The following is a 22,397-nucleotide window of genomic DNA, read 5'->3' as shown; positions in this document are numbered from 1 at the left end:
GACGAAAACTTGTTTATTCGCAATCTTGCAAGAAAAGCATCTATATTTTCTATCTTTGGTCTATGTTCTTATTTTATAATAAGATCGGCAATATTTGTATATAACTATTATATTTCTCCAATTTATTGGGATCAATGGGAGTTTATTAAGGATATTAAAGGAAGTAATATATTTTCAATTAATTATTTATTCCTTGCGCATAACGAGCATATTATTGCGACGACTAAAATTTTCTTTATATTGGATTATCTATTTTTTAAATTGACAAACGGACCTCTAGTCTCACTTATTTTTTTCCTCGCATTCGTCATAGCTAGTTCTATCCCTCTTGTGGTGTTTACGGGAAGAGTTAAAGGCACCCTCTATTTTGCCCTCGTTTTTGTGCTTTTTGCTTCCAGTGTTTCGCTTGCTCAGTATGAGAATCTCTTATGGGGTTTCCAGCCACAGTTCTATCTTGTTAGCTTGACGGCAGTTTGGGCTGTTTTCGCTGCATTGAAACTGGTTGAGAGTCGGGTCAGCTCCAGACAATTGCTCTGGTTTGTTGCTTTATGTGTCTTCACGTTCCTATGTATCTTCTCGATGGGAAATGGTATCGCATTGCCCGTATCTATTGTTCTATTCCTGATTTTTGTTAGATGGCGTCATTGGCCGATGCTCGCAGGATATGTGGCGATCTCGGTGCTTCTTGTTTGTATCGATTTATATTTGACTCGCCACACTTTGCCGATTGGAGGTCTGAGCCAGAGAACGCCACTGAATGTACTTTTTTTCTTTTTCACAATGATTGGTGGTGCCCTTACTCGAAGCCTTGACGCTGCCTACAAAGTTGGGATCGGCATATTTCTGCTCTATGGTTTCACATTCATTCAACTGATCGCGGTGCCTTGGTTTAAGCGCCGGAGTATTGATCGAGGTGTTGCTGCACTCCTAGCCCTCGCAAGTTTCTTTTTTGCGGCAGCACTTGCCACAGCTTGGACTAGAAGCCCCCTGGGTGATGGTGCTGCGTTGGCATCGCGCTACAGTACTCCCATGCTTCTATTGATTATGACGTGGTTCTGTATCTGGCTACGCGAAATTCTTGTTCGGAAGGGCGATAAAAATTTCGCTTCGATCGCTATATTGATTGTCATGGTAGCAATTGTAGGGGCATCGACGCTGAGCGAGAAAAATGCGGCCAACTTTTCCAAAGCGCAAACGCGCGCCGCATATTTTGCCTTGTCTCAAGTGGACTCAGATGAACAGCTTCTAAAGCTATACCCGGATGCGAAGGCCGTGAGTGCGGAGCTGGGATGGTTGCGTCAAAACAACCTCAATATTTTTGCCCGAAACAGCGGGATCCATACTCCAACGTCAACCGAATTGTTGAGTGTCCAAAATCTGGGCGACGACCGTATCTGCCAGAACTATGCAATTGAAAGTATCATGCAAACATCGTCAGGTCAGCTGCAACTTGTTGGCTGGATAGCCGACGGGCAAAAAAACACACCAGTTTGGGTGTTGGCTTTCGACGAACAAGGCAACTTGCTGGGCTTTACCAAGCCGCTGGAGGATCGTCCTGATATTACTGCGGCTGTAGGTGCAGAGGCAGGTTTTAAGGGGATGATCTTGCCCGTAAATATGAACTCTTCTCAGCGCCGCAATGTGGAGCTCAGGGTTATTTCAACCGAGCGCGCTAACTCCTGTAAAATTGTCAATTTAAGAACGACTGGCTAATGTGGTTTGCTTGTTGCAGGCGCGCTCAGCCAAAAGCGCCAGCATTTTTTATTCGAAGAAAACCTTCGCCTCTGGCGGAGGATTGGAAGAGTTTAACGCTGTATAAAAGAAACCTCCGGCTTGGATCTCGAAGTGATCGAAACCGGAGATTATAATGGATGTTAACCATCTTATACCAACGCTCATTGATCATTCGCCATTCGCGTGGATAATGGGCCTGAATATGTCAGTGGCAAACTGATGGAATGGGCCGAAACGCAAGGAATTGCTTTATGCCACATCCAACACGGAAAACCGCAACAGAATGCCTATGTCGAGCGCTACAATCGCACCGTGCGACATGAATGGCTTGACCAACACACCATCGAAAGTATCGAGGAGGCACAGGAGTTCGCCACGCAATGGCTCTGGACCTACAACAATGAACGGCCCAATATGGGCATCGACGGCATCACACCCGCACAGAAACTAAAAGCGGCTGCGCGAATTCTACTGCAGAGCCCCGTTAAAAACGGGGGGATTACCCTCGAAGCCGGGGTGGCCAGGCAAAAGAAAAGTCCTCTCGATCCAAAGTAAGGTTTGGACTGTATGCCGGATCACTCCAATTGCCAGTATCCCATACGCGTTCCATATACTTTATTTCCTCCTGAAATCGCTTTAATTTTTCGGGAGTATTCTCAAACCCACGTGTAGCAGATTCATGATGGTATAGCTCCGCATAGGGTGTCCAAACGTTGCGATATCCAGCGGCGCGAACTTTAAGACAGAAGTCTACATCATTGAAAGCGACTGTGAGTTCCTTTTCATTCAGACCGCCGACCGCACTGTATATTTCTTTGCTGACGACAAGGCAGGCTGCGGTTACTGCACTAAGCGATTGGATCAATTGAGCGCGACCGAAGTAACCGAGTGCATCGCGCTGGAAGCTTTTATGAGAATGGCCTGCGACGCCACCCAGACCAATTATAACACCACCGTGTTGCAGAGTGTCGTTGGGATACCACAGCCGGGCACCAACAGCACCGACTCCTGGCTGCAACGCGATGCTCATCATTTCCGAAAGCCAATCCGGCGATATCACTTCAATATCATTATTTATAAGGGCCACATAATCGCCATTCGCGTGCTCAACGGCATTGTTATTGAGTGCAGAATAGTTGAATGGCCGTTCGTCACGCAAAACTTTTATTCGACCATGCTCTTTGAGTGTCTCGAAGTATGCGAGCGCCTCAGGCTCATCGGAATTATTGTCAACGAGAACGATCTCATAGTTGGGGTATGTCGTCTTTTCTAAGATACTGTCGATGCACTGCTTGGTGAGCGCGAGGCCGTTTCTTGTCGGGATGATTAGACTGACAAGAGGAGCGTCTTCGGGTAGGGCGTAGTGTACCCGATACATACCGAAATCAAGCAGTTCGGTTCTTGCTTCGATACCGGTACGTTGGAAATGATCGTCCAACGTTTTTTGTCCAGCAAGGAGAGCATAGTTTTTATTGCTTCCAGCTTGGGCTGTGCTCTCTGCGTGGCTCCGCCAGTGATAAAGTACCCGTGGAATATGGACGATCTGATTGGTGTTGAGCGTCTCAGTTATACGCAGAGCCAAATCATAATCTTGGGCGCCTTCATACCCCTCACGAAAACCACCTAGTTGCTGAACAGTTTCACGATGATAAGCACCCAGATGGCAGATCATATTATGCGACAGAAATAAATCTGGGTTCCAGTCGGGTTTGAAATATGGATCGAAGCGCTTTCCGTCTTCGTTGATTTTGTCCTCATCGGAGTAGATCAATCGTGCTTCCGGATTCGACACGATGATTTGTGCAACATGATAAAGGGCGTCCTCGGTGAGAAGATCGTCCTGATCCATAAGTGCCAGCCAGTCGCCGGTAGCAAGTTCTATCGCGCTGTTTGACGCCGCAGAGATGTGACCGTTTTGCGGGCGAAAAACAACGCGTATGCGCGCATCGCGTTTTTGGAGTGCTTCGAGTTCATTTTTGACTTCGGGATTGGAAGAACAGTCGTCTGCAATGCAGAGTTCCCAATTGTCGTAAAGCTGGCTGCTAACAGAATTGACAGCCTCATGCAGCCAATTCAGATTAGGATTGTAGGCAGGCATCACTATCGAAATTTTCGGCTTGACAGCCATGGCCTTTATGGATTTCCGAATTTTCTTACGGCTTGTTCCATCAACGGAACTGTAGAGGCGCACCCATTCCGAGTAGTCGTTTCTGTCTACGATTTTCCCGCCCGCGGAAACCTGCACTTGATTCCCCGGAGTATTGGCGCGAATCCACCGACGTTTGAGACCGGAAATACCTTCGTCCCTGAGCGTCTCATATGCTTTAGAACTGAATGCTTTCAGGCCGCCAGCACGATGGACAATGCTGGGCATTGCTTTTGTGATGTGCACAGCACGACGACCCTGCCGACCGAGATGTCGATAAGGTTTCGTCATCCGCCAACTCTTCGACGTCAATATGGCGTTATTCTTCTCTCGTTCTGCAGTGAGTTCATCAAGAATCTGTGCATTCGCAGAACTGTTCCGCTCTATATTTTTCTCTAATTCGGATATTCTATTCTCATAATGTCGAGTGATGCCTGATTGCTGATTTTGCCAATGCTCAGAAATCGCTACCTTCTCTGCTTCATACTTGTCTTTGATAATGCGGCCGAGTTCAGATGTATTGGAATGGAATTTCTCCAGGTCGCTGGCAGTCAGACCGCATTCTTGAAGGACCGAATGGTTGTGAGAGTTAGCCACACCGAGTTGATAGAGAATGGAATTTAAGTGCCCGAGACGCGCGTAAGTCTCACGTGTGAGCTGCATTTCTTCGAAACCGGAATCGTGCAATTTTAATAGAGCCTGAGGGGCATTCTTACCCCACATCAGGACGCCTAGACCATTGCCATGGTAAAACTCAAAAGTAGGGTATTGTGATTGGATTTCTTTCCAGAATTTCCAAACGCCAAAATCAGTATGCTGGACGCATGTATCGTGAAAAAGCACGATGCTGCGATCAGAAAGTACAGTTTTCCAGTTTTCGAAATCTTCGACGACGTCTTCGTATCTGTGTCGCCCGTCAATATGCAATAGATCAACAGAACCGTCTGCAAATTGAGACCGGGCTTCGCTAAACGTTGAACGTATCAAAACACCAATGCCGGGATATTGAGTGCGCAGTTCTGTTTCAAGTGCGTCATAGACGTCAGAAGCGTAAAATCCGGCATGTTCATCACCTCGCCAGGTGTCGACGGCATAGATTGTTGTGTTCAATTCTGCTGATTTTGCCGCTTGGCACATTGAAAGAAAAGAGAAGCCGTTATGAGTACCTAGCTCAACGACTGTCCTCGGCTTCAGAACGTCCATAAGCCAAAACGCAAATGGTGCGTGCTCAAGCCATGCTGAGATTCGAATATGATTAGAGGGCATGAGCGATTTGGAGTTAAAGAACATCAATTCCTCTGTGTGTCAGCGACATAATCTGAAAATACAATATTGAGCGATGTTAGTTCTGTTATTTCTCAGTTCTTAGATCAAACGAACGCCATGATCACTATAGAATTTTACGCTCGATCGCAAAAATTGCCATATGTGCCAATGGCCTTTTTTTGCAGCGTGTCCACCCATATGAACGATTTCGACGCTGGGAACATAGGCTATCTTTGTGATGCGGCTTGTTCTCACAGACAAATCGAAGTCCTCAAAATAGAGGAAATAACCGGGATCGAAACCGCCCGTCTTCATGAGAACATCACGACGAAACAGCATAAAGCACCCGCTTACAATAGGTGGATTCCAGAATATATCATTCTGGGTTTCGACACGCATTTCGTATCGTTTCAACCGATCGTTGAAAAATCGCTGGATTCGTTTCGGGGCAAAGCCGCGGAGCAGGAGGTCAAAAATCGCTGGATAGCGCTTGCACAAATATTGGCGTTTGCCGTCTGGCCAGAAGGCTCGCGGTGACAGCAATCCGCAATCGGGGCGCTTTTGCATGAAATCGATGGCGTTGCGCAAAGCGAGGTGATCCATCTGAATGTCTGGATTAAGGATGAGATGAAACTTACCCATATCCGACAAAGCCAGGTTGTGCGCCCGACCGAAGCCAACATTGCCTTGCCCATGAATAATGCGCGTCTGCCAGCCTGGGAGCTGCTCTTCAACAACTGCAGAGACGCTGTTCCGGCTCGAATTGTCGATGGCAGTTATCGCCACGGATGCTGGATCAAAAGAGGTCAAAGCGGCTGCAAGCGCTGAAAGCGTGGCGCGAAACTCGTTTTTATCCGGGTTGAATGTCACGATTGAAATCGTGAGCATCTGGGTCGGTTCTAAGTCTGACTGGCCAGCGTTTTTTTTCAAGGTGTTACTTTCGACCCATTCGATTGATGATTCCGTGCCATAGGCCCAGGGTCATCATTTTCGCGTGGCGCATTCCATGCGGGACAAAAAAGGTGAAAAAGAGATACTGGCGAATGAGGCGCCACAGAAGTACAATTTTCCACGAAAAGGACAGCCATGGGCGACGGCAAAGCCAGATAGCGTTGCGGAAGTGATAGTAATGTCTGAGGGGGCTATGGACCGGAATACGATGACCACGGAACTTTATCCACTGGTCTCCAAGAGTGTGTTCCATTTTGGCACCAAAAACGCCGAAGCAATAATATCCTTTTTCGCGTGCGCGCAAACCCCATTCGATATCGACGTAATCGATGAACATGCCCTCATTCATGTAGCCGACGGCATCGAAACTTTCTATCGGCGTCAGACAGCCAGAGGCGATGAGGAAGTCGGTTTCCACAAACTCACCAAAGGGCTGTCGTTCGCGACGCTTCAGCTTCAGCCCTTCCAGATATACGAAGGCTGCGGCCTCTCCTTGCCGGGCGTCGATATAGGAAGGGCCGACACCTGCCACGTGAATGCCTTTTGCAGCCAGTGTTTTCGCTACGTTCACAAGCTCGGCCACCATGTTCGGGGCAGGAATGCTGTCCTGATCGAGAAGAAGAACATAGTCAGCGCCGATTGCCTTGGCGCGTTCGATGCCGACATTTTGCGCCTTTGCGATGCCGAAATTCTCACCGAGTGCTATCAGTTCAATATCGGGCTGATCTTTCAAAATGAGCGCGAGATTGTCGGGGGATCCGTTGTCCACGACAATGAGGTGGCCTAATTGAGGAGTGACAGCGCCGATTAACTTCTTTAGCGGCTCAACATCGGGATTGAATGTGACGATAATCCCGGTCACTCGCGTTGTATTATTATCGCTTTTTTGACAATCAATAATCATGAATGTTGTTCGTTCGTCGCTCGCTATTCAAGGCAGCATAATGGTTCGGTATTCCAAAAAAAACTTGCCTACAAGCTTCTTTGCGTATTCCGTCGCCAAATCATGGTCAAAGTGCTAGGGCAATAGCCAGCATTCCAATGTTGTTAAGGGAAGTTACATGAAGGGCATTATCCTGGCTGGAGGAAGCGGCACACGGCTATATCCTCTCACAATAGCCGTTTCTAAACAAATCCTTCCGATCTACGACAAGCCGATGATTTATTATCCGCTGAGCGTTCTCATGCTCGCGGGGATTCAGGATATTCTGATCATCTCAACACCGCAGGATCTGCCGCTTTTCCAGAAGCTTCTCGGCGACGGCAGCGAGTTCGGCGTGAACTTCTCCTATGCTGAACAGCCGCATCCCAATGGTCTGGCAGAAGCCTTCATCATCGGGCGCGAGTTCATCGGCAATGACAGTGTCGCGATGATTCTCGGCGACAACATCTATTTTGGTGACGGCCTGTCCAAGCTCTGCGAGATTTCGGCAACTGCAACCAAGGGCGGCACCGTCTTCGCTTATCACGTCGATGATCCTGAGCGCTATGGCGTCGTGGATTTCGATAAGGCGACGGGCAAGGCCCTTTCGATTGAAGAAAAGCCTGCAAAGCCGAAGTCGCACTGGGCGGTTACCGGGCTTTATTTCTACGACAATCAGGTCGTCGATATCGCCCATTCGATCAAGCCGTCAGAACGCGGTGAGCTGGAGATCACGACGGTCAATAATATCTATCTCGAGCGCGGCGAACTCAATGTGCAGCAGCTCGGACGCGGCTATGCCTGGCTCGATACCGGCACGCATGACAGCCTGCACGAAGCATCGTCGTTCGTGCGCACCATCGAGAAGCGCCAGGGCATCAAGATTGCCTGCCCCGAGGAAATTGGCCTGGAAAAGGGCTGGATTTCGGGCGACGCCGTGTTGGAACGCGCTGGAAAACTGGGTAAAACCGAATATGCGGCCTATTTGCGCCGCCGTGTAAACGAACTGGGAAATCAATAATGGAAGTCCGCTCGCTTGGTCTTGATGGAGTGTTCGAAATCATCCCGCGTAAATTCGGTGATGATCGCGGCTTCTTCTCGGAAACCTACAATGCCAAGTCATTTGCCGAGGCCGGGATTGATCTGCAATTTGTGCAGGACAACCACTCTTTTTCGGCAGCGAAGGGCGTGGTTCGTGGTCTTCACTACCAATTGCCGACGCGTGCGCAGGACAAGCTCGTTCGTGTGATTCGCGGGGCGATCCTGGACGTCGCTGTCGATATCCGCAAAAGCTCGTCGACATTCGGCAAGTGGGTCGCGCTGGAAGTTTCCGCCGAAAAGTGGAATCAGATTCTGGTGCCCAAGGGCTTTGCCCATGGTTTCATGACGCTCGTTGAGAACACCGAGGTCATCTACAAGGTCACGGATTACTATTCGCCGGAGCATGATCGCTCGATCCGTTTTGACGATCCGGCCATCGGTATTGAATGGCCGCTTCCTTCTTCGGGCGTCCAGCTTTCCGACAAGGATCAGAAAGCGCCGCTTTTCGCCGATGCAGAAGTTTTTGCTTGAGGAATGATATGAATATTCTCGTCACTGGCGGTGCAGGATTCATCGGTTCGGCTGTATGCCGTCATCTGGCTGCTGATCCTAAAGTCAATGTTCTCAATCTCGACAAACTGACCTATGCGGGAAATCTCGCTTCGCTGCGTCAGATCGAAAACCACCCGAATTACAGTTTCCTGCAGGCCGATATCTGCGACGACAATCTCATTCTGGACACGCTGCGTTCGAATGATGTCGATATCGTCATGCATCTGGCTGCTGAAAGCCATGTGGACCGTTCCATCGATGGCCCGGCGGCTTTCATCGAAACCAATATCATTGGCACGTTCCGTCTGCTCAATGCGGCGCTCAGCTACTGGCGCGAACTGCCGGAACCGCGCAAGTCGAACTTCCGTTTCCACCATATCTCGACCGATGAAGTGTTCGGCGATCTGCCATTCGACAGCGGCATTTTCACGGAAGAAACGCCCTATAAGCCGTCGTCGCCCTACTCGGCATCGAAGGCTTCCTCCGATCATCTGGTCCGCGCATGGCACGAGACCTATGGTTTGCCGGTGGTTCTCTCGAATTGCTCGAACAATTACGGGCCATTCCATTTCCCGGAAAAACTCATTCCGCTGGTGATTCTCAACGCGCTCGATGAAAAGCCGCTGCCGGTATATGGGGCAGGGGCGAATGTGCGCGACTGGCTTTATGTCGAGGACCATGCCCGCGCGCTGACCTTGGTCGCGACGACGGGCAAAATTGGCGAAAGCTACAATATCGGCGGACGTTCAGAGCGCACCAATCTCAATGTCGTGGAAACGATATGCGCCATTCTCGACAAGAAGCGCCCACGTGCCAATGGCAAGAAATATGGCGACCTGATCACCTTCGTGACGGATCGTCCCGGGCATGACCGCCGTTACGCCATCGATGCCTCGAAGATCGAGCGGGACCTCGGATGGACGCCGCAGGAAACTTTCGAAACCGGCCTTGAGAAGACCATTCAGTGGTATCTTGACAATGGCTGGTGGTGGGAGCCGATCCGCAGCGGCACTTATGCCGGTGAGCGTCTCGGCGGCGGTGCGGCCAAAGCAGGTGCCGTATGAAGATCGTCGTCACCGGGCGGGAAGGGCAGGTCGTTCAGAGCCTTCTGGAAAAGGCTGCTCAGCGCCCGGATCTCGAAGTGATTGCGTTGGGAAGACCGGAACTCGATCTGGCCGACCCTGCGACAATCCGCAAGGCGATAGCCGATGCCAAGCCGGATGTCGTCGTGTCGGCTGCAGCCTATACGGCTGTCGATCAGGCTGAGGACGAGCCAGAACTTGCCTTGGCGGTGAATGCGGCTGGCGCTGCTGCTGTTGCCGAGGCGGCGAAAGCGTGCGGCGCTCCGGTTATTCATTTGTCGACGGATTATGTTTTCGCGGGCAATAGCGATAAGCCCTATGTCGAGACCGATCCGACTGGTCCTCGGAGTGTCTATGGCAGTTCCAAGCTTGAAGGCGAAAGGCTTGTTGCCGCGGCGCATCCACAGCATATCATTTTGCGCACGGCCTGGGTCTACAGTCCGTTCGGCAAGAACTTCGTCAAGACGATGCTGCGGCTTGCCGAAACCCGCGATGGACTGTCAGTCGTGTCAGACCAGTGGGGCAACCCGACTTCCGCGCTTGATATTGCCGAAGCGGTCATTCGCGTGGCGGATCACCTGACGGCAAAACAGGATTTCGCCGATTACGGCGTCTACCACCTTGCAGGCACGGGCGATATCAACTGGAGCGGTTTTGCGCGCGGGATTTTCGTTGAAAGCGCGAAACATAGCGGCCCGACTGCCGAAGTGACGGATATTGCGACCGCAGACTATCCGACAAAGGCGGCGCGCCCTGCCAATTCACGCCTTTCAACGGAGAAGTTCACGACGACATTTGGCTGGTCCATGCCGCATTGGCAGGCTTCGCTGGCCGAGGTCTTGAAGCGTCTTCCTTAAGCGATCAGTTCGAAGTTTGAGAAACGCGGTGCGGTTGATGACCGTTCCGCGTTTTTTGCTTTGCGCAAATATGTTCCTTGTCTTATGCCTTAAGCACTGACTGAACTGTTAGTGCAAGATCACCCGAAACGTTAAAGCTTTTCGGGTGATTGTGGGGTTTGGATTCAGTGAAAGCATGCGGTGTGGAGCGCCGCGCACAACATCGGTGAGGAGCATTATACCGTGAGCAGCAATGAAACTTTCGCTTCGGGAACTTTTGTCGGGCGTGCATGGAGCCCGACGGCAAAAGGGCCGGTTCTGGTGACTTTGCGCGAAGGCCGTATCATCGACATTACCACCAAAACTGCACCGACAATGCGTGACCTGCTCGAACTAGACGATGCGCTGGCTCATGTGCGTGCAACCGCCGGACAGGATATCGGTTCGCTGGAGACATTGTTTGCAAGCAAGCCCGGCGATGAAAACACCCTCCACCTTCTGGCGCCGAACGATCTGCAATCGATCAAGGCTTGCGGCGTCACCTTCGCTCGCTCCATGGTCGAGCGTGTGATCGAGGAACGTGCGGCTGGCAATCCCGACCTCGCGCTGAAAATCCGTGAGCGTGTCGGCGCAATCATCGGCGATAGCCTGCGCAATCTAAAGGCGGGCTCGGAAGAAGCGGCCCGCGTCAAGGCGGCGCTGATCGAAGAGGGCGTCTGGTCGCAATATCTTGAAGTGGGTATCGGTCCCGATGCTGAAGTCTTCACCAAGAGCCAGCCCATGTCGGCGGTCGGTCATGGTGCGGAAGTGGGCCTGCATCCGATTTCCACCTGGAACAATCCCGAGCCGGAAGTGGTACTTGCGGTCAACAGTCAGGGGCAGGTTAGGGGCGCGACGCTTGGCAACGACGTGAACCTGCGTGACGTTGAAGGCCGCTCGGCATTGCTGCTCGGCAAGGCCAAGGACAACAATGCCTCTTGCGCGGTTGGTCCGTTCATTCGCCTGTTCGACGAAACCTATTCGATGGACGATGTGCGCTCGGCGGAACTGGCGCTGAAGGTCGAAGGACCGGATGGCTATGTTCTCAATGGCCGCAGCACCATGAAGGAAATCAGCCGTGATCCGCTGGATCTGGTTGCCCAGACCATCGGCAAGCACCATCAGTATCCCGATGGTTTCGTGCTGTTCATGGGAACGTTGTTTGCGCCGGTCGAAGACCGCGACACGCCGGGGCAGGGCTTTACACACAAGATCGGCGATGTGGTGACCATCTCCAATCCGCAGCTTGGTGCGCTGACCAACACCGTACGCCTGTCGACGGAATGCAGCCCGTGGCGGTTCGGCTCGTCGCATCTGATGCGTAATCTCGCATCGCGTGGCCTGATCTGATTTTATCGATTTGCGCGGCGGGTAAGCCGCCGCGCACGTTACCTGAATGCTCAATAAGGGCTGTCGACTTTGCCCATCTCGACATAGACGGTCTTGATCTGGCTGTAATGGGCAAGGGCTGCAACGCCGTTTTCGCGCCCGATACCGGACTGCTTGTAACCGCCGAACGGCACTTCCACGGGCGTCAGGTTATAGGCGTTGATCCAGCAGGTGCCTGCCTTGATCTGGCCGATCACGCGGTGACCGCGCGCGATATCGGCGGTGAAAACACCTGCCGCCAGACCGAATTCGGTGTCATTGGCCCGTGCGATAACTTCATCCTCATCCGAAAATTCGAGAACACTCATGACGGGTCCGAAGATTTCTTCGCGCGCGATGGTCATGGTGTCAGTCACGTCGGTAAAGACGGTCGGCTCGATGAAGTAACCCTTATCGAAGCCCTGTAGCTTGGGAATGCCGCCGCCGCAGGCAAGCGTTGCGCCTTCGGCTTTGCCTTTTTCGATATAGGAGAGAACTTTGTCGCGCTGGGCGCTGTTGACGAGCGGCCCCATCTGGGTGGCTTCATCCAGCGGGTCGCCGATGCGAATCTTGCGCGTGCGCTCGACCAGCCGTTCGACAAAACGCTCGCGAACCTTCTTATGCACGAAGACGCGGGTGCCGTTGGAACAGACCTGTCCGGTCGAGTAGAAATTGCCGAGCATCGCACCGCCGATGGCGCTTTCGAGATCGGCATCGTCGAACACGATCAGGGGCGACTTTCCGCCCAGTTCCATCGTGACGTGTTTCAGATGTTCGCCTGCCTGCGCCATGATGCGTTTGCCGGTCGGAACCGAGCCGGTCAACGATACCTTGGCCGTCTGGCGATGATTGACGAGCGCCGCGCCTACATCGCCGTAGCCCTGAACGACATTGAAGAGGCCATCGGGCAGTCCAGCTTCCTGATAGGCTTCCGCCAAAGCAAGGGCCGAAAGGGGCGTGTTTTCCGATGGTTTGAAGATGAAGGCGTTGCCCATAGCGAGTGCGGGAGCGGATTTCCACGCGGCGATCTGGATCGGATAGTTCCACGCGCCGATACCGACGCAAATGCCCAGCGCTTCGCGGCGCGTATAGGCGAAGGAACCGCCGAGCTCCACGAATTCACCATTGAAACCGGAAATGATGCCGCCGAAAAACTCCAGCGCATCGGCAGCCGAGGCCGCATCCGCAACCAGCGTTTCTTGAAGCGCTTTGCCGGTATCGAGCGTTTCGAGCTTGGAGAGCTTCTTGTTCTTCTCGCGCAGAATTTCCGCCGTCCGTCGCAGGATGCGACCGCGTTCGACGGGCTTCAACGCCGCCCATGCTTCCTGCGCTTTCATCGCCGCCGCATAGGCGCTTTCGATCACGCTTGGCGTGGCGGAATAAAGCTTGGCGATCTGTTCGCCGGTCGCCGGATAAATCACGGGAAGCGGCTTGCCGTTTTTGTCTTCCACGTATGACCCGCCAATGAAGTGCGAGGCCTTGGGTTGTGCTTTCATGGTGTGTTCCTTCAAAACGAAGGGAATAGGGCAGTAGGGGAATAAGGGAGTATGTTTTGGCTGCGAACAACATACTCCCTTATTCCCCTATTCCCTTACTCCCCTAACTAGCGGTCCGAAACCTGCCAGCGCGGATTGATCCACGGTTCCTGATTGGAGCGTGCCAGCGGTGTGCGGCCAAGGATATGATCGGAGGCTTTTTCGCCGACCATGATCGATGGCCCGTTGAGATTGCCATTGGTGATGCGCGGGAAGATGGATGAATCCGCCACGCGCAAACCTTCAACGCCGATCACGCGGCATTCAGGATCGACCACCGCAAACGGATCGTCAACCGCTCCCATCTTGACCGTGCCGCACGGGTGGAATGCACTTTCGACATGCTCGCGGATGAAATTGTCGATTTCATCATCGGTCTGCACTTGCGCGCCGGGCTGGATTTCCGCGCCGCGATAGGGGTCGAAGGCCGCTTGCCCGAAAATCTCGCGGGTCAGTCGCACGCAGTGGCGGAAATCGGCCCAGTCATCTTCGTGCGACATATAATTGAATTGAATGACAGGCTTTTCACGCGGGTTGGCGGAACGCAACGTTACGCTGCCGCGCGACTTGGAGCGCATGGGCCCGACATGGGCTTGGAAACCGTGCGATTGCGCTGCGGCCTTGCCGTCATAGCGGATCGCCACCGGCAGGAAGTGATACTGAATATCGGGATATTCCACGCCCGCTTTGGAGCGCACGAAGGCGGCGGATTCAAAATGGTTGGTCGCGCCGTCACCGGTTTTGAAGAACAGCCATTCGGCACCGATCTTCGCTTTAGAGAACAGGTTCAGCTTGGAATAAAGCGTGATGGGTTGGGTGCATTCCTGCTGGATATAGACTTCCAGATGGTCTTGCAGGTTCTGCCCGACGCCGGGGCGGTCCGCTACTACCTCGATGCCGTGTTCTTTCAGATGTGCCGCCGGACCGATGCCAGACAACATCAAAAGCTTCGGCGAGTTGATGGAGGAAGCAGCGATGATCACCTCGCGGCGCGCGCGGATGGTCGAAAAACTGCGTCCCGCCTCGATCTCCACGCCAACGGCGCGCTTGCCTTCAAGCACGATCTTGCGCGCAAGCCCCTTGACCAGCTTGACATTCGGGCGCTTCAGCGCCGGTTTCAGATAGGCATTGGCCGCAGACCAGCGACGACCATTATAGATCGTCTGCTCCATGGGGCCGAAGCCTTCCTGCTTCTGGCCGTTATAATCTTCCGTCACTTCAAACCCGGCCTGATGGCCCGCTTCGACAAAGGCGTGAAACAACGGATTGTCGCGCTTGCCGCGTTGGACATGCAACGGCCCGTCGGTTCCGCGCCAGCCCTCTTGCCCACCATGCGCATTTTCCATGCGCTTGAAATAGGGGAGCACATCGGCATAGGCCCAGCCCTGCGCGCCGCTTTCCGACCAGAAGTCGTAATCGCGGGCATGGCCGCGCACATAGACCATGCCGTTGATCGAGGATGAACCGCCCAGCACCTTGCCGCGCGGCGTGACAAGGCTGCGCCCGCCAATATGCGGTTCCGGCTCGGTGGAAAAACCCCAGTCATAGGTTTCCATATTCATCGGAAAGGAGAGGGCGGCGGGCATCTGGATCAGAGGCCCGACATCCGGGACGCCATATTCAATAACGATTACCGAATAGCGCCCGTCTTCCGACAGGCGATAGGCCATGGCCGAACCGGCGGAGCCGGAGCCGATGATGACGAAATCCGCTTCCATGCTCATGTTCTCACCGACAGCTGAACTGCAATATAATCTTCCACCAATGCAATGGCGGATTGGGCGTCGGGCGCGTCGGCGCCGAGCGCATGACGAATGTAAAGCCCGTCGATCATCGCGCCCGCACCTTCAGCAATGCGTTGCGCCCGCTCGCGGCCCGTGAGTTGCTCCAGCGCGAAGACCAGATTGGAGTGCAGGCGGCGCGCATAAATGCGCAAAAGCCGCCGCGTGTCTTCCGACTGCTGGGCATGTACGTAGAATGTCAGCCAGGCGGCGATGGTTTCCTGCGTGAACTGCGACGCGGAAAAATTGACCGCGACGATAGCTGCAATACGCTCGCGCGGCGTTTCTGTCAGCTTCACGGCCTCATTGAGATCGCGGCCCAGTTCGCGCAGCAAATGGCGCATCGTGGCGAGGATGAGCTTGTCCTTACCGCCGAAATAATGATGCGCGAGCGCAGGCGAGACGCCCGCTTCATGGGCGATCTGCGCAACGGTCACATCCAGCGAACCGCGTTGTCCGATGGTGCGTATGGCAGCGTCGATCAGTTCACGCCGCCGCAGGGGTTCCATCCCGATCTTCGGCATCGTCTCAATCCTTGTCCGATTTTCAGACCTGTTGAGCTATTTTATCTTTGATTGACTCATCAATCAATAAAAACTGTGCCTTGGTTTGGATGGCGCGGACCGGAGCGGGGAGAAGGCTTGCCGGGGCGTTACGCGCCGCCTACATTCATGGAATGAGCAGAGCTTTTACAAAAGAACAGGATGATGCGCCGACCGATCTCGGCGAGCGTCCGATCAGTCCGCATCGCAATCTTGTCACGCCGACCGGCCTGAAGATGATGGATGACGAGATTGCGCGTCTCCAGCGTGAACTTGCAGAAGCCAATGTCGCCGGTGAGCGCTCGGCCATCGCGCGCATATCGCGTGACCTGCGCTATTGGACGGTGCGGCGCGAAACGGCGGAATTGTCCGTGCCGGATACCGACAGCGATGTGGTGCGGTTCGGCATGACCGTGGAGCTGGAAAATCTGGACGATGGCAACAGCCGGACATGGACCATCGTGGGCGAAGATGAGGCCGATCCGTCCAACGGAAAGATCTCGCATGTCGCGCCGGTCGCCATCATGCTGTACGGTAAGCCTGCTGGCGATGTGCTGAAGATCAACGGCAAGGATTGGGAAATCGTGTCGATCAAGGCTTAAATTTAGTCTTCCACCACCACGCTGTGATCGCGGAAGAAAGCGGCAGCACCGTTTTCGTCGATTTCACCGGATGCTATACCCATTGTAAAACTGTAGAGCAGACCGTCATCGGCGGTGAGCATATAACCGTTGATCGCCAGAAAGGTGACCGCGGTAACGATTGCCGTGCGCTTGTTGCCATCCACGAAAGCATGATTGCGACCCAGTCCGAAGACATAGGCCGCAGCGATGTCGGCATGATCGGGATCGCCGTAGACAACTTTGTTCTGCGCCCGCCCCAGCGCGGATTCGAGCGCGTTTTCATCGCGCAGCCCCTGCGCGCCTCCATGCCGCTGCAACTGCTCGACATGGATGGCTTCAACAACGCGACGTGACAGAAAATGCCAGCTCATTCGGCGAGCTTCTGCAAGGCGACCTTATATTTGTCCATGACTCTGCGAGCCGCTTCCATCTGCTGCTCGAAACTGTCGTCTACGGGTTCCAGCGAAAGACCGCTCTGCGTCTCGACGAGTTGCAGCTTGTCGCCGGTTTTCAAATTTAGCCGTTCGAGCACTTCCTTGGGCAGGATCACGCCTTCGGAATTGCCGATCTTGCGCAAAGTGACGTTCATGACTTTTCTCCTATGTTATAACCGATGATATAACATAGTTGCACTCTTGTCGAGAAGGAGCTCAGAGCCAGCCCTTGCGGCGGAAATAATAGAGCGGCAGCAGGGCCGAGGCGACCATCAATCCGAGCGCCATCGGATAGCCCCAGGGCGATGTTAGTTCCGGCATGAAGGAAAAGTTCATGCCGTAGATGGACGCGACCAGCGTTGGCGGCATGAAGCCCACGGCGGCGACGGAGAATATCTTGATGATGGCATTCTGCTCGACCGAAATTAGCCCCACGATGGTGTCGAGCAGGAAGGTGACTTTGTTGGACAGAAAATCCACATAGGCAGTCAGCGATTGCATGTCGCGTTCCAGCGACTTGATCCAGGAGCGGGTTTCCTTTTTTCCCGTCGCCGGATTGCTGGTTGCTGAAAGATAGACCAGCATGCGGCTTATGCCTGCAAGACTTTCACGCATGCGCGACAGAAAGGTTCCCTGACCGCCGATCTGGGTCAATATGTGCCGGAAATCCTGCGTCGTCATTGGTCGCGCCTTCGGCTGGCGGCGATAGATGGAGTGCGAAGCGGCGTCAATCTTGCCCGCCACACCTTCCAGAATATCCGCCAGGCGATTGGTGGTGGCTTCGGTGATGCCGAGCATGATCGAAAGCCCGGTGCATTTGGCGGAAATCAGCCCGTTACCCGGCTTGGTGGAGCGCAGAATATAGGTGGTGAAGGATTTGGGGTCGGCATAGCGCACGGTAATCAGGCGCGAGCCGTGCAATATGAAGGTCACCGGCGCGAGTTCGCGATGATCGAGATCGACGGCATGGAGGATGGGCACGGTGAGATATTGTGCGCCGTTTTCCATGTAAAAGCGGCTCGATTCCTCGATCTCGGTCATGTCTTCGCGGGTGGGGATGGCAATGCCGGTCCACGCTTCGACAATATGATCTTCATTGACGCCGGGTGTGGAAAGATCGATCCAGATCACGCTGTCCGGTAATGGGGTGCCCGGTTCGACTTCCGTTTTCTCAAGGTGATCTCCGGAAAGGCTGTAGAGCGTGATCATGCTGGCACCTGTTGGCTGCGAATGAAAATACAATCTGCGCGAAAATTGTTAGAGCATTTTGAAGCCAAATGAAAATATTCGGGCGCACGCAAGTGCGGGATTAGCCCGGACTGTGACAAGATAATCGCGCCTGTTGACAGGTTTAGCGCGCTCCGCTAATTCATCAAGTCATCCGATGAATTTGGCAAGCTCTATGAAGACGGTTTCACGCAAAAGCCTGACGGAAGCGGCGACGCAATCCATTCGTTCCGAAATCACCTCGGGGCGCTGGGCTGTGGGCGAGCAACTGCCGAATGAAGCCCAGCTTTCGGCGCGGCTTGGTGTCAGTCGTGGCACGGTGCGCGAGGCCGTCCGGGCGCTTGTGGCACAGGGCATGCTGGAGACACGTCAGGGCTCGGGCACCTATGTTCGTTCTAAGGCCGACACGGCGCGCAGTCTGAACCGCATACGCCATACAAGCTTGCGCGACCGGCTTGAAATGCGTGCGGCGCTGGAAGTGGAGGCTGCGCGCCTGGCCGCGCAACGCATAACGCCGCAGACGATTGCGCATCTGGAATCTATGCTGGCTTCACGCGGTCTGCGCGAGGAGACCGACCGGGCGACGTTCGTTGAGCGCGATTTTGCATTCCATGAAGCCATCGCCGCAGCTTCCGGCAATGATGCGCTGATCGAAGTTTATGGCTTCTTTTCCGCATCGATCCGCGAATCGATAGAAGCCACGCTGGATGGCGAACTGCCGGAACCGGATTATGAGGCGCATCGCCAGATCGTTGAAGCGATCGCGACCGGCGACCCGGACAAGGCCAGCGCGACGGTTCGTCGTTTTATGGCCCCCCTGATTGAAGAACTGGAAAGGTTGCTCGCATCATGAGCCGCATCAATGCCGTGCCCCCCGCAGCACGGGAGGAGTACACCATGCCATCGCAGCCGGAACAGCTTGTTGATGCTGAAGCGGACAGCGTTCCGCCGCCCTCTGCGCCGCAAATGCCGAGCAAGGCTTCACGCATCCTGCTGGGGCTGAGCCTCGTGCTGATTGCCGCCAATTTGCGTCCGGTTTTTTCCAGTGTTTCGGTGCTTTTGCCGGAAATCATCGATGGAACCGGCATGTCGTCGCTGGCTGCCGGCGTGTTGACCACCTTGCCGGTCGTTTGCCTTGGCGCATTCGCGCCCTTCGCGCCGCGTCTCGCCCAGCGTTTTGGTGCCGAGCGCGTGCTGCTGGCCGTGCTGGTTGTGTTGACCATCGGCACCGGGCTGCGCGGCATCGGATCTTTCTGGTCGCTCTATATGGGCGCAACACTCGCCGGGGCGGCGATTGCCATGGGCAATGTGCTGCTGCCAGGGGTGGTGAAGCGCGATTTTCCGAAGACCGCCGCGATCATGACCGGTCTTTACACCATGGCGCTTTGCGGTGGTGCAGCTTCTGCGGCGGGCTTCACGATCCCGATCAAGAACATGCTTGGCGGCTCGTGGAATCTCGCTCTGGCGTCCTGGGCCATTCCGGCGGCGCTGGTTCTGGTGTTGTGGCTGCCGCAGGCGCTGCGCAGCAAGCACAATGTCGCGCATTCGGGCTTCCGCGTCGTGGGTCTTTGGAAAGACCCGCTTGCCTGGCAGGTGACGCTTTTCATGGGGCTGCAATCGTCGACGGCCTATATCGTGTTCGGCTGGCTGGCGCCGATCCTGCGCGAGCGGGGTATGAGCCCGGCTGCGGCGGGCGGTCTGGTGTCGTTTTCGATCATGGCGCAGGTCGTGACATGCCTGCTGATCCCGTCCATTGCGGTGCGTCAGAAAAGCCAGAGCTTTATCAATGTCTTTCTCTGCGCCTGTGCATCGCTTGCGCTGATCGGCTTTCTCTATCTGCCGCAATGGAGCTTCTGGATACTGGCAATCATTCAGGGCATCGGGCAGGGCGGATTGATTGCCGCTGCAATGATGGTGATCGTGCTGCGCTCGCCGGATTCGCATACGGCGGCGCATCTGTCCGGCATGGCGCAATGCGTCGGCTACATTCTCGCAGCCATCGGGCCGCTGGTCGTCGGCATGATTCACAGCGCGACGGGAAGCTTTGCCGCAAGCGGCCTTTTCTTTGTGATTCTGTGGATCGGGGCCAGTATCAATGGCTGGCTGTCAGGACGCGCCCGCCATGTGGGGGCGAGAACGATAAACAAAGAGGCATAAACAAAAACCCCGGCATTGCCGGGGTTTTTTCATTACAGAGTGTTCGTTCTCAGACGAACTGGCCGAGACCCGGGATCGAGCCGATCACCGCATCGACCGGTGCATCGCCGGCCTTTTCCTTGGCGAAGCGGATGGTTTCCTTGGCGACGCCGGAAATTTCACCCATGCCGAGACCGGCGCCCATGAGCTGCGAGCCAAGGCCCATCACGCCACCCATCAGGTTGGACAGAAAGCCGCCGCCCTTGACCTCCGCAACGGCTTCTTCCGCACCCGGAATAGCGGCCAGAAGCTGCTGAACCTGATCCGCCGGGCCTTCCTTCTGAAGGAATGCGAGGATCATGCCGACAGACTTTTCTGCCGTCGCGGCATCGATGCCGACATTCGAGGTGATGCGTGCGATCAGTTCTTCCATGGAAACTCTCCCAAAAATCTTACGTTTACGTAATATGCATTCTCGCTATCGCTTTGCAAGCTTGTCCGGATCAAAAATATAGGGAAATTTTTCAGCTGTTGTGACAGCAAAACCGGTTCTCTCTGTGGAGCATGGGCTTTATCGTTGTCGCATGACGATGCGGCAGTTATATCTGAAAAAACTGCGCTGTGGATGTGCCGGTCGAAATGAGGAGCAAATCGCCTGATGACTGCTGACGATGCAATTTTCCTTGGCGCAAGCCGCAAGCCCGACGATTCCTACCAGCAGCCGGAATATCTGGCGCTGAAATATGGCAACAGGCACGGTCTGGTCACCGGCGCGACGGGTACGGGTAAGACCGTGACCTTGCAGGTGTTGGCGGAAAGCTTTTCCTCCGCCGGGGTGCCGGTCTTCTGTGCCGATATAAAGGGCGATCTGTCGGGCATTGCCGCTATCGGCGTTGCCAATGACGGCCTGAACAAGCGGGCCGAGGAAATCAAGCTCAAGCCTTACGAGCTGCGCGCATCGCCGGTCATTTTCTGGGATATTTTCGGCGAGCAGGGACACCCGGTTCGCGCCACCATTTCCGAAATGGGGCCGCTGCTGCTGTCGCGCCTGATGAATCTCACGGAAGCGCAGGAAGGCGTGTTGAATATCGCTTTCCGCCTCTCGGACGAAGAAGGCCTTCTGCTGCTTGACCTCAAGGATCTTCAGGCGATCCTCAAGGAAATGGCGGATCGTTCCGCCGAGCTTTCCGGCAAATATGGCAACGTCAACAAGGCGTCGGTCGGCGCGGTGCAGCGTTCGCTGCTGGTGCTTGAACAGCAGGGCGGGGCCAAATTCTTCGGCGAACCGGCTTTGACCATTGCCGACCTGATGCGCACGACGACGGACGGGCGCGGCGTGGTCAGCGTGCTTGCCGCCGACAAGCTGATGATGAGCCCGCGCCTTTATTCGACGTTTCTACTCTGGCTGATGTCGGAACTGTTTGAAGCGCTGCCGGAAGTGGGCGACCCGGACAAGCCAAGGCTGGTCTTTTTCTTCGACGAAGCGCATCTTCTGTTCGATGAAGCGCCGAAAGCGCTGGTCGACCGTGTCGAACAGGTCGTGCGTCTGATCCGTTCCAAGGGCGTCGGCGTCTATTTCGTGACGCAGAACCCGCTCGACGTGCCGGAAACGGTTCTGGCGCAGCTCGGCAACCGCGTGCAGCATGCGTTGCGCGCCTATACGCCGCGCGAGACCAATGCGGTGAAAACCGCCGCCGATACGTTCCGTCCCAATCCGGATTTCAAGACCTTCGATGCAATCACCAATCTGGCGACGGGCGAGGCGCTGGTCTCGACCTTGCAGGCCAAGGGCGTGCCGTCCATGGTGCAGCGCACCCTCATTCGCCCGCCATCGTCGCGCATCGGTCCGCTGACGTCGGAAGAACGCGCCAGGATCATCGCCGCAAGCCCGGTCTCGGGTCAGTACGATACGGTTGTTGATCGCGATTCAGCATTCGAGATGCTGGCGCGCAAGGCGCAGAACGCGACGGTCGAGCAACAGAAAGCCAAGCAGGAGGAAGAAGGCGGCGGGGGAATACTTGGCGACCTCCTCGGCACGGCATTGGGCACGGGCAAGCGCTCAGGTCGTCAGACCGTTGCGGAAACAGCCATGAAGTCCGTTGTGCGTACGGTCGGCAATTCGCTGGGTCGCGCATTGGTGCGCGGCATTCTCGGCAGTTTCAAGAAGTAAGGGAATAGGGGA

20 protein-coding genes and 1 pseudogene are annotated in these 22,397 nt (G+C 54.7%); 11 read left to right on the top strand and 10 right to left on the bottom strand.

From position 1 onward, the window contains the following. The first annotated feature begins 9 nt into the window (after nucleotides 1-9). Both WIX40_RS11035 and WIX40_RS11030 read left to right on the top strand, forming a co-directional pair. Nucleotides 10-1,713, top strand: a complete 1,704-nt coding sequence (locus WIX40_RS11035) for a hypothetical protein (protein WP_339439894.1) — start codon at nucleotides 10-12, stop codon at nucleotides 1,711-1,713. Nucleotides 1,714-1,911: 198 nt separating this feature from the next. After that, nucleotides 1,912-2,196: pseudogene (locus WIX40_RS11030) on the top strand (transposase); the annotation flags it as partial. A gap of 37 nt (nucleotides 2,197-2,233) precedes the next feature. On the opposite strand, the gene WIX40_RS11025 reads toward WIX40_RS11030, so the two are convergent. From WIX40_RS11025 to WIX40_RS11015, 3 genes are all read right to left on the bottom strand, one after another. Continuing rightward, a complete protein-coding gene (locus WIX40_RS11025) occupies nucleotides 2,234-5,083 on the bottom strand; it encodes a glycosyltransferase (protein WP_339439893.1) in 2,850 nt (949 codons plus the stop codon). Nucleotides 5,084-5,245: 162 nt separating this feature from the next. After that, nucleotides 5,246-6,076 carry a glycosyltransferase gene (locus tag WIX40_RS11020; protein WP_339439892.1) on the bottom strand — a complete coding sequence of 277 codons (831 nt, stop codon included), beginning with the start codon at nucleotides 6,074-6,076 and terminating at the stop codon, nucleotides 5,246-5,248. A gap of 4 nt (nucleotides 6,077-6,080) precedes the next feature. Further along, a complete protein-coding gene (locus WIX40_RS11015) occupies nucleotides 6,081-7,001 on the bottom strand; it encodes a glycosyltransferase family 2 protein (protein ID WP_339439891.1) in 921 nt (306 codons plus the stop codon). Nucleotides 7,002-7,158: 157 nt separating this feature from the next. Here WIX40_RS11015 and rfbA point away from each other — a divergent pair, with 157 nt between their 5' ends. The 5 genes from rfbA (at nucleotide 7,159) to WIX40_RS10990 (ending at nucleotide 11,919) form a co-directional block, all read left to right on the top strand. Then, the gene (gene rfbA / locus WIX40_RS11010; protein ID WP_138786522.1) at nucleotides 7,159-8,040 is read left to right on the top strand and encodes a glucose-1-phosphate thymidylyltransferase RfbA; all 882 of its coding nucleotides are present in this window, start codon (nucleotides 7,159-7,161) and stop codon (nucleotides 8,038-8,040) included. Then, complete coding sequence (gene rfbC / locus WIX40_RS11005) at nucleotides 8,040-8,591, top strand: dTDP-4-dehydrorhamnose 3,5-epimerase (RefSeq protein ID WP_339439890.1); 552 nt, start codon at nucleotides 8,040-8,042, stop codon at nucleotides 8,589-8,591. Before rfbA ends, rfbC begins: the two co-directional genes overlap by 1 nt. Nucleotides 8,592-8,599: 8 nt before the next feature. Next, nucleotides 8,600-9,676, top strand: coding sequence for a dTDP-glucose 4,6-dehydratase (gene rfbB / locus WIX40_RS11000; RefSeq protein ID WP_339439889.1), 1,077 nt, complete (start codon nucleotides 8,600-8,602; stop codon nucleotides 9,674-9,676). Next, a complete protein-coding gene (rfbD, locus tag WIX40_RS10995) occupies nucleotides 9,673-10,551 on the top strand; it encodes a dTDP-4-dehydrorhamnose reductase (RefSeq protein WP_339439888.1) in 879 nt (292 codons plus the stop codon). The genes rfbB and rfbD overlap by 4 nt, the downstream gene beginning before the upstream one ends. Before the next feature lie 222 nt (nucleotides 10,552-10,773). Continuing rightward, complete coding sequence (locus WIX40_RS10990) at nucleotides 10,774-11,919, top strand: fumarylacetoacetate hydrolase family protein (protein ID WP_339439887.1); 1,146 nt, start codon at nucleotides 10,774-10,776, stop codon at nucleotides 11,917-11,919. A 50-nt stretch (nucleotides 11,920-11,969) separates the two neighbouring features. Here the strand turns inward: WIX40_RS10990 and betB are convergent, their stop codons facing one another. From betB to betI, 3 genes are all read right to left on the bottom strand, one after another. After that, nucleotides 11,970-13,433 (bottom strand): betaine-aldehyde dehydrogenase, encoded by a 1,464-nt coding sequence (betB, locus tag WIX40_RS10985; RefSeq protein WP_339439886.1) that lies wholly within the window; start codon nucleotides 13,431-13,433, stop codon nucleotides 11,970-11,972. Between the two features lie 107 nt (nucleotides 13,434-13,540). Beyond that, nucleotides 13,541-15,190, bottom strand: a complete 1,650-nt coding sequence (betA, locus tag WIX40_RS10980; protein ID WP_339440994.1) for a choline dehydrogenase — start codon at nucleotides 15,188-15,190, stop codon at nucleotides 13,541-13,543. A gap of 2 nt (nucleotides 15,191-15,192) precedes the next feature. Next, the gene (gene betI, locus WIX40_RS10975; protein WP_124915556.1) at nucleotides 15,193-15,777 is read right to left on the bottom strand and encodes a transcriptional regulator BetI; all 585 of its coding nucleotides are present in this window, start codon (nucleotides 15,775-15,777) and stop codon (nucleotides 15,193-15,195) included. Between the two features lie 152 nt (nucleotides 15,778-15,929). Here betI and WIX40_RS10970 point away from each other — a divergent pair, with 152 nt between their 5' ends. Next, nucleotides 15,930-16,397, top strand: a complete 468-nt coding sequence (locus WIX40_RS10970) for a GreA/GreB family elongation factor (RefSeq protein WP_339439885.1) — start codon at nucleotides 15,930-15,932, stop codon at nucleotides 16,395-16,397. A gap of 2 nt (nucleotides 16,398-16,399) precedes the next feature. Here the strand turns inward: WIX40_RS10970 and WIX40_RS10965 are convergent, their stop codons facing one another. From WIX40_RS10965 to WIX40_RS10955, 3 genes are all read right to left on the bottom strand, one after another. Beyond that, nucleotides 16,400-16,789, bottom strand: coding sequence for a type II toxin-antitoxin system death-on-curing family toxin (locus WIX40_RS10965; protein WP_109368572.1), 390 nt, complete (start codon nucleotides 16,787-16,789; stop codon nucleotides 16,400-16,402). Then, nucleotides 16,786-17,007 (bottom strand): AbrB/MazE/SpoVT family DNA-binding domain-containing protein, encoded by a 222-nt coding sequence (locus tag WIX40_RS10960; RefSeq protein ID WP_109368573.1) that lies wholly within the window; start codon nucleotides 17,005-17,007, stop codon nucleotides 16,786-16,788. Before WIX40_RS10960 ends, WIX40_RS10965 begins: the two co-directional genes overlap by 4 nt. A gap of 61 nt (nucleotides 17,008-17,068) precedes the next feature. Continuing rightward, on the bottom strand, nucleotides 17,069-18,061 hold the full coding sequence (locus tag WIX40_RS10955) for a magnesium transporter CorA family protein (protein ID WP_109370193.1): 993 nt from the start codon (nucleotides 18,059-18,061) through the stop codon (nucleotides 17,069-17,071). Between the two features lie 193 nt (nucleotides 18,062-18,254). On the opposite strand from WIX40_RS10955, the gene WIX40_RS10950 reads away from it, so the two are divergent. Both WIX40_RS10950 and WIX40_RS10945 read left to right on the top strand, forming a co-directional pair. Then, nucleotides 18,255-18,932: a FadR/GntR family transcriptional regulator gene (locus WIX40_RS10950; protein ID WP_124915558.1), complete on the top strand. Its 678-nt coding sequence runs from the start codon at nucleotides 18,255-18,257 to the stop codon at nucleotides 18,930-18,932. Between the two features lie 44 nt (nucleotides 18,933-18,976). Further along, entirely contained in the window at nucleotides 18,977-20,236 is a 1,260-nt protein-coding gene (locus tag WIX40_RS10945) for a CynX/NimT family MFS transporter (protein WP_371834127.1), read from the top strand. Nucleotides 20,237-20,285: 49 nt separating this feature from the next. Here WIX40_RS10945 and WIX40_RS10940 read toward each other — a convergent pair whose 3' ends face one another. Then, nucleotides 20,286-20,648, bottom strand: a complete 363-nt coding sequence (locus WIX40_RS10940; protein ID WP_339439883.1) for a DUF2267 domain-containing protein — start codon at nucleotides 20,646-20,648, stop codon at nucleotides 20,286-20,288. A 225-nt stretch (nucleotides 20,649-20,873) separates the two neighbouring features. Between WIX40_RS10940 and WIX40_RS10935 the strand changes: the two genes are divergently transcribed. Next, a complete protein-coding gene (locus WIX40_RS10935) occupies nucleotides 20,874-22,385 on the top strand; it encodes a helicase HerA-like C-terminal domain-containing protein (protein ID WP_339439882.1) in 1,512 nt (503 codons plus the stop codon). Nucleotides 22,386-22,397 lie beyond the last annotated feature (12 nt).

Origin of the sequence: Ochrobactrum teleogrylli, from assembly GCF_037482325.1 — a bacterium.
Taxonomy (GTDB): domain Bacteria; phylum Pseudomonadota; class Alphaproteobacteria; order Rhizobiales; family Rhizobiaceae; genus Brucella; species Brucella teleogrylli.
This window is presented reverse-complemented; position numbering and strand designations above follow the sequence as displayed.

What these genes read in the sequence shown, in the direction of transcription:
- rfbA (WP_138786522.1), top strand. Translation starts at nt 7,159, where the DNA reads ATGAAGGGCATTATCCTGGCTGGAGGAAGCGGCACACGGCTATATCCT.
- rfbD (WP_339439888.1), top strand. Translation starts at nt 9,673, where the DNA reads ATGAAGATCGTCGTCACCGGGCGGGAAGGGCAGGTCGTTCAGAGCCTT.
- WIX40_RS10955 (WP_109370193.1), bottom strand. Translation starts at nt 18,061, where the DNA reads ATGATCACGCTCTACAGCCTTTCCGGAGATCACCTTGAGAAAACGGAA.
- WIX40_RS11015 (WP_339439891.1), bottom strand. Translation starts at nt 7,001, where the DNA reads ATGATTATTGATTGTCAAAAAAGCGATAATAATACAACGCGAGTGACC.
- rfbC (WP_339439890.1), top strand. Translation starts at nt 8,040, where the DNA reads ATGGAAGTCCGCTCGCTTGGTCTTGATGGAGTGTTCGAAATCATCCCG.
- WIX40_RS10940 (WP_339439883.1), bottom strand. Translation starts at nt 20,648, where the DNA reads ATGGAAGAACTGATCGCACGCATCACCTCGAATGTCGGCATCGATGCC.
- WIX40_RS11025 (WP_339439893.1), bottom strand. Translation starts at nt 5,083, where the DNA reads ATGGACGTTCTGAAGCCGAGGACAGTCGTTGAGCTAGGTACTCATAAC.
- betB (WP_339439886.1), bottom strand. Translation starts at nt 13,433, where the DNA reads ATGAAAGCACAACCCAAGGCCTCGCACTTCATTGGCGGGTCATACGTG.
- betA (WP_339440994.1), bottom strand. Translation starts at nt 15,190, where the DNA reads ATGGAAGCGGATTTCGTCATCATCGGCTCCGGCTCCGCCGGTTCGGCC.
- WIX40_RS10960 (WP_109368573.1), bottom strand. Translation starts at nt 17,007, where the DNA reads ATGAACGTCACTTTGCGCAAGATCGGCAATTCCGAAGGCGTGATCCTG.
- WIX40_RS10970 (WP_339439885.1), top strand. Translation starts at nt 15,930, where the DNA reads ATGAGCAGAGCTTTTACAAAAGAACAGGATGATGCGCCGACCGATCTC.
- WIX40_RS10935 (WP_339439882.1), top strand. Translation starts at nt 20,874, where the DNA reads ATGACTGCTGACGATGCAATTTTCCTTGGCGCAAGCCGCAAGCCCGAC.
- betI (WP_124915556.1), bottom strand. Translation starts at nt 15,777, where the DNA reads ATGCCGAAGATCGGGATGGAACCCCTGCGGCGGCGTGAACTGATCGAC.
- WIX40_RS10950 (WP_124915558.1), top strand. Translation starts at nt 18,255, where the DNA reads ATGAAGACGGTTTCACGCAAAAGCCTGACGGAAGCGGCGACGCAATCC.
- WIX40_RS10965 (WP_109368572.1), bottom strand. Translation starts at nt 16,789, where the DNA reads ATGAGCTGGCATTTTCTGTCACGTCGCGTTGTTGAAGCCATCCATGTC.
- WIX40_RS10945 (WP_371834127.1), top strand. Translation starts at nt 18,977, where the DNA reads ATGCCATCGCAGCCGGAACAGCTTGTTGATGCTGAAGCGGACAGCGTT.
- rfbB (WP_339439889.1), top strand. Translation starts at nt 8,600, where the DNA reads ATGAATATTCTCGTCACTGGCGGTGCAGGATTCATCGGTTCGGCTGTA.